The 11,991-nt window shown below is 57.8% G+C and carries 11 protein-coding genes; 3 read left to right on the top strand and 8 right to left on the bottom strand.

Annotated features, from left to right (window positions below):
• Positions 1–141 precede the first annotated feature (141 nt).
• From LAT62_RS14090 to LAT62_RS14070, 5 genes are all read right to left on the bottom strand, one after another.
• Entirely contained in the window at positions 142–1,014 is an 873-nt protein-coding gene (locus LAT62_RS14090; RefSeq protein ID WP_293385238.1) for an ABC transporter ATP-binding protein, read from the bottom strand.
• 42 nt (positions 1,015–1,056) lie between these two features.
• A complete protein-coding gene (locus LAT62_RS14085; RefSeq protein WP_293385241.1) occupies positions 1,057–1,974 on the bottom strand; it encodes an ABC transporter permease in 918 nt (305 codons plus the stop codon).
• Between the two features lie 135 nt (positions 1,975–2,109).
• Positions 2,110–3,492, bottom strand: coding sequence for a CmpA/NrtA family ABC transporter substrate-binding protein (locus tag LAT62_RS14080; RefSeq protein WP_293385235.1), 1,383 nt, complete (start codon positions 3,490–3,492; stop codon positions 2,110–2,112).
• A 358-nt stretch (positions 3,493–3,850) separates the two neighbouring features.
• Entirely contained in the window at positions 3,851–4,966 is a 1,116-nt protein-coding gene (locus tag LAT62_RS14075; RefSeq protein ID WP_293385232.1) for a CmpA/NrtA family ABC transporter substrate-binding protein, read from the bottom strand.
• 2 nt (positions 4,967–4,968) lie between these two features.
• Positions 4,969–5,577 (bottom strand): ANTAR domain-containing response regulator, encoded by a 609-nt coding sequence (locus LAT62_RS14070; protein WP_293385229.1) that lies wholly within the window; start codon positions 5,575–5,577, stop codon positions 4,969–4,971.
• A gap of 248 nt (positions 5,578–5,825) precedes the next feature.
• Between LAT62_RS14070 and LAT62_RS14065 the strand changes: the two genes are divergently transcribed.
• On the top strand, positions 5,826–6,275 hold the full coding sequence (locus LAT62_RS14065) for a TerB family tellurite resistance protein (RefSeq protein WP_293385226.1): 450 nt from the start codon (positions 5,826–5,828) through the stop codon (positions 6,273–6,275).
• Here LAT62_RS14065 and LAT62_RS14060 read toward each other — a convergent pair.
• Positions 6,261–7,517, bottom strand: a complete 1,257-nt coding sequence (locus tag LAT62_RS14060; RefSeq protein ID WP_293385223.1) for an MFS transporter — start codon at positions 7,515–7,517, stop codon at positions 6,261–6,263. The two genes, LAT62_RS14065 and LAT62_RS14060, sit on opposite strands and share 15 nt — an antisense overlap.
• A 697-nt stretch (positions 7,518–8,214) precedes the next feature.
• Between LAT62_RS14060 and LAT62_RS14055 the strand changes: the two genes are divergently transcribed.
• Positions 8,215–8,913, top strand: a complete 699-nt coding sequence (locus LAT62_RS14055; protein ID WP_293385220.1) for a Crp/Fnr family transcriptional regulator — start codon at positions 8,215–8,217, stop codon at positions 8,911–8,913.
• Between the two features lie 5 nt (positions 8,914–8,918).
• Here the strand turns inward: LAT62_RS14055 and LAT62_RS14050 are convergent, their stop codons facing one another.
• Positions 8,919–9,710 (bottom strand): matrixin family metalloprotease, encoded by a 792-nt coding sequence (locus LAT62_RS14050; RefSeq protein ID WP_293385217.1) that lies wholly within the window; start codon positions 9,708–9,710, stop codon positions 8,919–8,921.
• A 274-nt stretch (positions 9,711–9,984) separates the two neighbouring features.
• Entirely contained in the window at positions 9,985–11,049 is a 1,065-nt protein-coding gene (locus LAT62_RS14045; protein WP_293385214.1) for a sensor domain-containing diguanylate cyclase, read from the bottom strand.
• A 175-nt stretch (positions 11,050–11,224) separates the two neighbouring features.
• Between LAT62_RS14045 and LAT62_RS14040 the strand changes: the two genes are divergently transcribed.
• Positions 11,225–11,991 (top strand): bifunctional nuclease domain-containing protein (locus tag LAT62_RS14040; protein ID WP_293385211.1); only part of this gene is annotated, 767 nt, incomplete at its 3' end.

The following is an 11,991-nucleotide window of genomic DNA, read 5'->3' as shown; positions in this document are numbered from 1 at the left end:
AAAAAACGTCATCCATGACAGCTCGACTGCGCACATCCCTGTGCGCAGACGGTCTCACAGCGCATGTGCCCGGCAGGCGACTCCAGCAGGGCCTTAGATCCACTCCCCAGGCAATGCGGTTCAGCGACCCTCGATATACGATCATGCCACCTGGTGCGCATCATCCGTTTCCTTGCGAGTGGCCTTTTTCGCCGGCTTACCTTTCAACGGCTCCACCTTTTGCTGCTTTTCGTACAGGAAGCGCAGCACCGCGCTGCGATACTGGTTGTACTCGGGCTGGTCGGCCAGCTCCAGACGGCTGCGCGGACGGGGCAGATCGATGTCCAGCACTTCGCCGATGGTAGCCGAAGGGCCATTGGTCATCATGACGATACGGTCGGACAGCAGCACGGCCTCATCCACATCATGGGTAATCATGATCACGGTATTGCCCAGCTTGTTCTGCAGCTCCATCAGTGCGTCCTGCAGATGAGCCCGGGTCAGGGCATCAAGCGCCCCGAAGGGTTCATCCATCAGCAGCACCTGAGGTTCCATGGCCAGAGCGCGGGCAATACCCACCCGCTGCTTCATGCCACCGGAGATTTCATCGGGCCGCTTGTCGCGGGCATGCGTCATCTGTACCAGCTCGAGATTGTGCTCGATCCATTCGCGGGCTTCACTGCGGCTTTTGTGTCGTCCGAATACCTGTCGTACTGCCAATTCGACATTCTGATAGACGGTCAGCCAAGGCAGCAAGGAGTGGTTCTGAAATACTACAGCCCGCTCTGGACCGGGGTCAGTGACTTCGCGGCCATTGAGCAGGACGCCGCCATGAGTCGCACCATTAAGACCGGCCACTATGTTGAGCACGGTAGACTTGCCGCAGCCTGAATGGCCAATCAGGGACACGAACTCCCCCTGTTTGATCTTCAGGTCAAAGCCCTGAACGGCGCAGAACGGACCCTGTGGAGTGGGAAACTCTATGCCCACCTTGGACAGTTCAAGGTGGTGCTTCTGTTGGTTGGTCGCTGTCATGTCAGTCTCCATAATCTTTTCGGGTTTCTATCGGTCAGACGATCAGCGCACGATGGCGCTCTTGTCCCAGTTCACCCATTTCTGAATCATCTGCATGGTGCGGTCGAGCAGGAAGCCGATAAAGCCGATCACCAGCACGGCCACACAGATACGACCCAGAGAGTTGGAGGACCCGTTCTGGAACTCATCCCACACGAACTTGCCCAGGCCGGGGCTCTGCGCCAGCATTTCTGCTGCTATCAGCACCATCCAGGAAATGCCGAGCGACAATCGCAACCCGGTAAAAATCATCGGGATGGCCGACGGCAGAACAATGGTCTTGACGTGGCGGAACCAGTTCAGGCGCAGCACCCGGCTGACGTTGTTCAGGTCCTGATTGACGCTGGTCACCCCGACGGCTGTGTTGATCAGTGTAGGCCACAGGGCACACAGGGTGACGGTGACCATGGATACGATAAATGATCGAGACAGGCCGCCGTCACCGCCGGTATGCACGGCACTGACCACCAGGGTGACCAGCGGCAGCCAGGCCAATGGAGACACCGGCTTGAAGATCTGAATGACCGGGTTGAAGGCTCGGTAGAGCGTCTGGTTCAGGCCGATCATGATGCCCAGTGGCACTGCAATCAGGGTGGCCAGTCCGAAACCGCCCAGTACCGTCCATAGGCTGGTCACCATCTGGTCGAAGAAGGTCGGACGCCGATTGTAATCGCGCCAGCGCACCGGTGCGTCCGGATCCTGTTCCAGCATCTGGGTATTGCGTGCTTCCTGACGTTCATAAAACTCGACCTGCCGCTGATTTTCTGCCAGATGGCTGTTGACCAGATTCTGCCATTGCTCGGAAACCTGTACCGGCCCCGGAAAGGTGCCCAGCGAGGTGTGAATCTGCTGGGCTCCGAAGTGCCAGATGCCGATGAAAACAAACAGCCCGAAAACAGGTGTGATCACCCGTGCCAGCATGTCCTGCCAGTGGAGTTTCAGCCATTGGGCGGGTGCCTGTCGAAACTGGCTGGTGGGGAGCAGCGCCTTCAGCGGGCCGCTTCCGCTCCTGAACCATTGCATGGGGGTGGTCATGATGTCGATCCTCCTTAATGATCAGGCTCTGGGCGTGTCGTCGCCACTCAATCCGATGGAAAATTGCTCGAGATAGGCATTGGGCTGGAGCGCATCGTAGGTAATGCCGTCAATAAAGGCGTCAGTGGCTGGCCGGAAGCCGTCTTCGGTATCGAAGTCGGGAAAGTCGTCGGCGCTCATCAGGCCCTCTGCAATCAGGTCACGCGCCGCCTGCTCGTAGATGTCCGGACGGTAGACCCGGCTGGCCATCTCCATGTACCAGTCGTCGGTCTTGTGTTCTTCGATCTGCCCCCAGCGCCGCATTTGTGTCAGAAACCAGATGGCATCGGAATAAAAGGGGTAGGTGGCATGTTCGCGGAAGAAGACATTAAAGTCGGGCACTTTACGAACATCGCCTGGTTCAAACTCGAAGGTACCGGTCATGGAGTTGGCGATAACCTCGTAATCGGCACCGACATACCAGGGCTCCGAGAGAATGCGCGCCGCTTCCTCCCGGTTGGCGTTGTTGTTTTCATCCAGCCAGTAGGCCGCGCGGATCATGGCCTTGACCATGCGCACTGTGGTATTGGGGTAGTTCTCGGCAAAGTCTTCACGAATGCCGAATACCTTTTCCGGGTTGTAGTTCCAGATATCATGGTTGGTCACCACGGGCACACCGATCTGCATGAAAACGGCCTGCTGGTTCCAGGGCTCGCCCACGTTGTAGCCGCTGATGGTGCCGGCTTCCAGGGTGGAAGGCATTTGCGGCGGGGGCGTTACGGACAGGTAGACATCGGCGTCTATCTGGCCCGACGTGTCGCCTCCGGCCGGGTCATAGTAGCCCGGGTGAATGCCACCAGCGGCCAGCCAATAGCGCAACTCGTAGTTGTGCGTGGATACCGGGAATACCATGCCCATGTTGAAGGAACGGCCTTCATCGGCAAATTGCTCCAGCGCCGGTTGCAGATAATCGGCTGTGATCGGATGCACCGGGTTGCCGTCATCGTTTTCCGGCAGGTGCGGGCGGATCATGTCCCAGACCTCATTCGACAGCGTAGTGGCATTTCCGTTCAGGTCCATGGAGAAGGGCGTGATGATGTTGGCTTGGTTGCCGTAGCCCACGGTGGCGGCAATGGGTTGTCCCGCCAACATGTGGGCGCCATCGAGATCCCCGGAGATAACCCGGTCGAGCAGCACCCGCCAGTTGGACTGGGCCTCCAGTTCAACGAAAAGTCCCTCGTCCTCGAAGTAACCCCGCTCGAAGGCGATAGCCAGTGGTGCCATGTCGGTCAGTTTGATAAAGCCGAAGCTGAGATCCTCTTTCTCCGGCCACCCGGTCTCCTGAGCGCCCGCCTGCAGGCTGAGCGTGGAAACGGCCAAGGTGGTTGTCGTGAGTATGCCCATGATCGCGTCTCTGGTATACATGCTTTTCTCCGTGCAAAAAAAAACGCCAGATCTGCCTTCACTGTTGGGTGAAGTTGATCTGGCGTCATTGCCAATGTCTGAATCATTACCGACCAAAGTCGGTCATGCCAATCTGTTCGCGGCCTGCATTGACCACTTGTCGTATTTTCATTCTGTAACAAGCACGGGGTATGCCAACTAACCATAACAGGGTATCTATGATCCTGAAAATGCCTTTAAATCAATAACATGACAAGAACCTGGAAAAAACGGGAAGCGTTAAGAGAGCGCGCGCACTCGGCTTTTGGGCTGGGATTGTACGAAATGAGTGCGGGCATGCATCAGAATTGGGCGGTGCTGGCGCTTGGAGGGCTAGCATTCAGGGTGTCAGTGGCCCGGACGTGACAGACAGCTCACCGGTAACGGGCAGATTCAGAGATTTGGCCGCTGCATTGTAGGGCTCTGGAATATAGACCTGGCCAAGCAGTTCGCCGGATACAGGCTGTGTTATCTGCTGCCAGCGCAACATCTGTTCCGCAATCCACTGCATACGCTCTGGTAGTGGTGCCGTGCCCCCCTGAGCGCAGAACAACTTGTGCGTGCAAGGCAGGTCCGAACCGGCTGGCGCCGTCATCTGGGCAACAGCCCCCTGCAGTGTTTCCGCGTCCAGCCCGACAAAGTCGGGACGTGACAGTAGTTTGCCCAGATCCTGATGATTGGCCGGGTCATCAAGCCACTGGCAGGCCCGCAGCAGGGCGCGCACTACCCGTTCATGGGTATCCGGATAGGTGCTTGCCCATTGTGCGGTTACACCAAAGACTTTCTCTGGCGCCTCGGGCCAAAGGTCATGTCCGGTAAAGGCAATGCGTCCAATGCCCTCGTGCACCGCAAGACCGTTGTAGGGCTCCCCGACACAGTAGCCCTGTACCTCTCCACTGTTAAGCGCGCTGACCATCATGTCGGGTGGCACCACCACCAGGTTCAGGTCGCAGTCGGGGTCGATATTGCCCAGGCTGAGCCAGTGACGCAGCAGGTAGTTGTGCATGGAATAGGGGAAAACAGTCGCCAGCGTGATCTGTCGCTCAGATGATCGGTTATCCAGAAACTGTCGCAAGGCTCTGGCCAGCGCTGCCGGTCCGGGACGGTCCAGTCCGCACAAACGCTGCAACTCATTATACAAGGGCTGGCCCAGAGTCACCGCATTGCCATTCAGTCCCAGAGCCAGGCTGGTGACGACAGGCTTGTGCACCGAGCCCAGGCCAAGCGAGCAGGCCAGGGGCAGGGGTGCCAGCATGTGGGCACCGTCCAGCAGCCCGAATACAAGCTTGTCACGGATGCTCGACCAGGACGCCTCGCGATGCAGTTCGACATGCAGGCCTTCGCTTTCGAAGTAACCCGCCTCCAGAGCCACGGCCAGAGGAGCGCTGTCCAGCAAGGGTACAAACCCCAGTTTGAGCGGGCGAGGGCGGACAGCACTGTACACGGATGAAAACATGACTACTCCTGGGTGATATCAAATATGTCGATGACATTGCGCGCTACATCGCTCAGGCGGCAACTGCGGTCCATTGCCATTTTCCGCAATGCTCGATAGGCATCATCCTCGTTCACACCGCGATGGGTCATGATCAGTCCCTTGGCTTTCTCTATCAGCTTGCGGTCGGCCAGTTCGGTGCGCGCATGGTCAAGCTCCTGACGCAAATTCTGGAACTCCCTGAACCGCGCAACCGCAACCGAGAGGGTGGCCTTGACCCGGTCCGGCCGCATACCGTTGGCGACATAGGCACTGACACCCGACTGGATAGCCTGCTCGACGAAAGCGGTGTCATCTTCGTCTGCATACATGACGACAGGCCGGGGGTTGCTGCGGGAGAGTTGGGTCATCTGTTCCAGTACATCACGATCCGGGGCATCTATATCGATGATGATCATGTCCGGCTGGGACTCTGCCACCAGGCGCGCCAGCGACCGATCACCATGAACCTGCTTGTCGACGGTGTAACCGGCATCCTTCAGTGCCTGCTCCAGCAATGCAGCACGTGCTGGCTCGCTGTCTACCAGCAAGACATGCTGAGGCGCTGCCACTTTGCCGTGTCGGTCTGCCATGATCGGGGAGGCCTTTGCTGAGATTGCGCTGCACTGGGCTCACTCTAGCAACAATGGTGCCTGTTGCCGCTGCCTGACTGGAAGGCCGCATTCCTTGCGTATGGATGGCACAAAAAGCGGGCCAGGTTGCTCTGATATGGTGCGTAAACAATTGAGCTTGCACCAGACAGGACACTAGGTAGTTTTCAGTGCAGAAGTTTACAATACTGTCATCTGGTCTGTTCCGACACCCGACTGAGGTCCACGAGATGTTGCAGAAACTCTTCCAATGGTTTGAGCAGGAAACCGAAACGCCGCGTAACGAAACCCGTGTGGAGTTGGCAGCGGCGGTATTGATGGTAGAGGTCATCATGGCTGACCATGAGGTATCGACAGATGAAGAGCGCATGCTGAAAGAGCGTTTCAAGGCATCGCTGGGCCTATCGGATGCCGAGGTCGAGACCATGATGACCGAGGCAAAAAAGGAGCAGGAACAGACACTGGACCTGTATCAGTATACCAGCGTGATCAATGAACAATTCAGTCCCACCGAGAAGTATCACCTGCTGGTGGATCTGTGGCTGCTGGCATACGCCAACGGCAATGTGCACAAGTACGAAGACGCCCTGGTGCGCAAGGTCAGCGACCTGCTGTACATGGGCCACAGTGATTTTATCCAGGCCAAGCACGAGGCCCGTGATCGGTCATCCGCCGTTTGAATTCCCGGCTGCCTGCTGCTGACGTCCGTTGGGTCGTCTCCACCAGAACCAGAGCAGGGCCAGAATCTGCGCTGCCGCACACCCGCCGAAACTCACCTGATAGGCAACGACCGGATAGTGACCGTCGGACTCGGGTGCCCAGAGCCCGATGACCACACCGAGCAGCCACTGGACCAGAAAAATCATTATGAACACCGCCAGGTTTAGCGCTGTATTGACGCGACCTGCCAGCTCCGGTGAAAACTGCTGGGTCAACCCGGCGTACATCAGCGAGCCTGCTGACCCGAAGTAGCCCAGGGCGAACCAAAGCAGGCTGCCGGGGACTGGCCACTGCCCGACCAGGGCCAGCAGGAGCAGTGCGAACAGTGTCATGGCGCTGACCGCCACCTGGGTGGTGGTGATACCGAAGCGCACCAGAAACGATGTCAGGCCGCCCAGTGACATGAAGCCGAGGGTCATCCCCAGCGCCGTCAGCAACAACAGGTCTGCCGTCGCGCTGCTGCTCAATCGATCCACGTCACGCATCCAGACGGCTGCCCAGAGACCGAGCAGTGCGATCAATGTCGACTGGTTGATCACACTGGCCGGGGCCACACGAAGAAAGCGCGGATCCGCAAAAACGGCCAGGCTGTTGCGCACCTGCTCTACCAGTGGTGTTGGATTCTCTGCTTGCTGCACCAATGCCGGAACGCGCAACCGAGTGAACAGAGCAATCAGCAGTGTCAGCAAGGCCAACCCCAGGAAGAGACCACGCCACCCGGTTACGGGCAGCAGCCAGTCCACCGGCACGGTGGCGGTCATGGCACCGAGGCCTCCAGACGCAAGCTGCAATCCGTTGACCAGCGGCAGTTGATGGCGCTCCAGCGTCGCCACATAGGCTCTGAAGGCGGCCATCAGGCAGGCAGACACGCCCAACCCGATCAACCCGCGACCCAGCCACAGCATGAACGGCGATTGCGCCAGAGCGAACAGCACCGCGCCCGCAGCGGCGATCAGCAGTATGCCTGCGGCCACATTGCGCGTGTCATAGCGGTCCAGCATCACCCCAAGAGGCAATTGGGCTGCGGCAAAAAAGAGAAAATAGGCGCTGCTGATCCAGCCCAGCCCTGCAGCCGACAGCCCCAGATCAAGCATCAGGGGTTCAGCAATGACCCCATTGACCACCCGAAAAAAGAAAGACAGGTAATAACCCATGGCGAACGGCAGAAACACGATGAGAAAAAAGCGGGCATTCAACGGCATGCGACGGTCAACTCCGGATTGCAAGTCGCCTATGGTGCCATGCAGACCGCATGTGGGACAGACCCGATGTTACTTAGGGTGCACGTCTGTCCGTAAGACAGCACCCATAAGGCTGCCATGAACAACTTCCCCCAAGTCGTGCTTACAATCAGCGAAAAACAAAATTCGACCTGTGTTCGCCAGCGCACATACTGCGCGCCACTCAGGCTCTAGAATGGTATTCAGTCGAGGGTCAGGCAAGTCAATTTAAGCAGCCACCCGTCCGGTATCCCCACTGGTCGAGGTAAGGATTCAGAGCTGCTGACATGTCGGCAAGGAACCGTTTGCAAGGATTCGCAGGATGCGATACAGCGACAAAGGAACAGACAAGGACTGGTCCTCGACCACTTGCTTCAGTGTCCCGTCCGGGTAATTCGATACCGTTCTGAGCCACTGAGCGCTTTGAGAGAAAAGCGCGATGTCGAAAGTCTGGAAGCTCTGGACGTTCATCTCTGTACGTTACCGTACAGAACCCATCCGGAATCACCAATACATTGCAACGGTGTTGAACCTGTGACCACCGAAAGCTCTGGTAGTGTAAGCCATGATCCCAAAGTCGGAACCTGAGCAAAACCACTTGTTGGCAGCCCTGAATCCCGCTGTCCGGAGTCGGGTTTTCACCCATTTGGAGCTTGTCAAATTGCACCTGCGAAGGGTCATGTATACCTCCGATCGTGCCATGCGACATGTCTATTTTCCGGTTGATTCGATAATTTCGCTGCAGTATCCGATGACAAGCGGATCCTCCACGGCATTCTCGGTGGTCGGAAATGAAGGTGTTCTCGGCATCACCGTGTGTCTGGCCGGGGAGAGCGCGCCCAGCCGCTCGCTGGTGCAAAGTGCCGGCTATGCCTACCGACTTCCCCGGACGAAACTTAAAGAAGAGTTCGGTCGGGATGGCCAGCTTTTTTTCCTGATGCTGCGGTATGCCCAGTCGCTGATTACACAAGTCGCTCAGACCACGTTATGCAATCTTCATCATTCGATCATCCAGCAACTCGCCCGCTGGCTTTTGCTGTCTTTGGATCGTATGTCCCACAGCCACCTTGCCATGTCGCAGGAATTCATCGGCAACATGCTGGGCGTTCGCCGTGAGTGCGTCGCCGAGGCGGCAATGACATTGCAGGAACTGGGAGCCATTGCCTACAAACCAGGCATGATCACAGTCATTGACCGGTCCAAACTCGAGACATTGAGTTGCGAATGCTATGGTCTGGTCAGGAAAGAATCGGATCGGTTGCTTCATTACCTGCCACAACTGCAGGACACCCGTACACTCAAGTCTGTGCCAGCTTCAGCAGAGCCCAGTTACGGCTGCAATTCAGCTATCCGCAGCCTGGACAGGGTCGGAAAGTAGTCCTCTCAATCAATCGATAGCGAGGCGGGTGTTCGAACAGCCTCGTCAGGAGTCGGCGACTCCAGCGGCTGAGTATCGACCTCAGTGGTTGCGACTGCGCCATCATTGGGTGATGGCCCATAGAGCAGGCGGATGCCGCGCAGATCTCCGGGCTGCAAGCCGGCAAACGCTTCTGTGTAGCGAAACCCCATAATCTGCCCCGTTGGTCCGGGGTGGTCCAGACCGACCGCATGACCGATTTCATGAATCAGGGTATAACGTATGTCGTAGACATTGGTATTGCCGTCGAAACCGACTTTCCAGCCACGCTCCGGGTTCAGGCATACCAGAGCCTGATCGATGGCCCGCACGCCGTCCTGCGAGCCGGGTCTGTAGGTTACGTTGGCGTAGGCTTGTCCGATGGGCTTGCCTTGAGCGCCGAGCACGATGTCCGCCTTTCGGGCGTCGTCGATCCGGTGGAAGGTCAGATCGGCAGCGCGCTCCCAGGTCTGAAATGCCGCTGCGGTTTCTTGCTGCAGCAATTCGTAGGAGAGACCCTCTCCTGAGATCAGGGTCATTGGTGCCAGTTCGCCGCAGTTACGCGCACCATCGAAGCGCATTGTTTCCTCGGCAAAGGCGTAGGTAATACTCGCCCCGGTCCCCAGCGTCTGATCGCCCCACTTGACCTTGTAACCGTCCAGTTGGAGCAGACGATATCCACCTTCTCCATTATCCGCAGACAGTGGCAGCGCGAGTAGAAGCGGGGCGGCGATAAGCAGGGCCCAGATAAAAAACTGTGTTTTATTGAATGTTCGCACCGGCTTCCTCGTACATGGATTCCTGAAAGCACCGGCACGAACCCAGGCAGAGGGCTTGGATATTGCCGGTACAGGCCACGAAACGAATAGGTGCGATACCGTACTGACAGTTCCCTTGTTTGAGCCCAGACTGGCGTGGGCGCAAATGTGTTTACGCTGTCACTACTCGGGTCGAGCCGAAAAGTTAGCCATGTTTTGCAGAGGGGTCAATAACACAGGAGGGTAACATTGCAACATGTTGTTGCTGGGCGTTGCGAAGTGTTAAGGGGCCATTTCAGCGTTTGACGACAATACAATTGCGGCCCTGTGCCTTGGCGTCAAACAGGGCCTGGTCGGCCAGGGAAATCAGGCTCTCGAAGTCCGGCAGGTTGTGGCTGGAGACGACCCCCAGGCTCATGGTGACCTGTATCGGCCTGTTCTTCCACTGCAGCGGGGTGTTCGCAACAGCAAGCCGCACCTGCTCTGCGACCTCCCGCATTCGTCCGGTGCGGCCTGACCCGTCGTGGTCCGGCACCCATATGGCAAACTCTTCACCGCCCAGGCGGGCACAGCAAGCACCGCTGGGTACATTGTCTTGCAGAATGGCAGCGATGTGCTCCAGAGCCTGATCACCGGCCTGGTGGCCGTGAGCATCATTGATCGCCTTGAACCAGTCCGCATCCAGCATGATGAAGCCGCCATTGCGGCCTGCGGTCATTTCCTGCTCCATCAGGCGCACCAGAAACCGTCGATTGTAGAGACCGGTGAGGTAGTCATGATCTGCTTCCCAGCGCATCCGGTCGCGCAGAATGCGATTGGTGACCAGGATGGCGCCGGTTTCCAGGGCTGCCAGGTGGGCCGGTGTGTAGTATTTGGGTGCCTCATTGTCGTCCAGCCCCAGAATGCCCCACCATTCACCGTCGACGACGATGGGGATGGTCAGCATGGAGCAGATATCCTGGGCCTTGAGGATTCTGTGCAAGTTGCCGGTCAGTTCGTGCACATGGTGTTGTAGCATCTCGCCCCGACAGCGCGCCTGATAAAGCGCTTGGATATCAGGCTGCGTCAGATCCCAGACCTTGTTTTGCAACTCGGGATCGTCAATATTGGACCATCTTGGATCGGATACCCACTCGTGAATGTAGCGGGTTGTGTAGCTGGTGCCGGTGTAGCTCATGACCTGGAACATCCAGACCCGATTGGAGCCCGTATGCCGCCCAATCTCACCCATGAACCTGAGCATAGCATGATGCCAGTTTTCATGCGTCATCAGCAGGCGGGCAGCCCTGGATACGGCCAACAGCAGGTCTGCCTCCGACAACGGAGGCTGCGTCAGGCCAATGGGGTTTACTCTGGTCACAGCGGTCTCTTTGATCCAGCAGAGCGCCAAGAGTAGCGCAAAAGCTGCTTTCCGGTCGAGCATCTTGCGTGGCAGACTGTACTGACTCTGCAAAGACAGGACTGTGCTTTGCATTGAGACCGCAGGCTGGTCTTTAATGAGAGGTATCAAAGCCTGCCCGACCCGGAGAGCCACCATGCGCACGTTAATGTCCATCCTGCTCCTGGTTCTGTTGACTGTGCATCTGACTGCGCAGGCGCGTGAACCCATGACCGATCCCGATGATCTGGTGGCCGTGGAGCTGGCTACAGTGGCTGTGGACCCTTTCAGTGGTGCGCCCCTGGTACTTCTGCGTGAGCCGGGGTCGGGAGATGTGGTGCCCATCAGCATTGGTCCGGAAGAGGCCAGGGCCATACTGCGCGCCATCGAATCGATCGAGACGCCGAGACCCATGACGCATGACACGGCTATCGCCATGATCGATGCCATGGGGGGCACTCTGCAACGCATCATGGTGGATGCCCTGATCGATAACACCTACCATGGAGTGCTCGACATCCGCCTCGAGGGCGACCCGGATACACCGGTCTATGTTGATACCCGTCCCTCTGATGCACTGGCGCTGGCTGTGCGCACCGGGGCCAGTATACTGGTGGCGCCGGAGGTGCTGCAGGCGACCCGGGGAAGAGAATTCGAGGGGCTTGGCGATGAACAGTCGGTCACCGCATTGGGTATCAATGTGGGCATGCTGACAGATCAGATTCGCTCCGACCTTGGCTTCCCGGATGAGCCCGGACTGGTGGTCAATCGGGCAGTCGGTGAAGCGCAGGACAAGGGCATAGAGCCGGGTTCGATGATTCTGTCAGTGAATGGCGAAGTGCCTGAAACGCCGCTTGAATTCCTCGAACTGGTGCAGGCCACGCCACAGGATGAAATGGCCATTATCCGCTTCTGGTTTGATGG

This window comes from Natronospirillum sp. (assembly GCF_022565775.1).
GTDB lineage: Bacteria > Pseudomonadota > Gammaproteobacteria > Pseudomonadales > Natronospirillaceae > Natronospirillum.
Note: the sequence above shows the minus strand (reverse complement) of the source record. Positions and strands in the feature narration are given on the sequence as shown.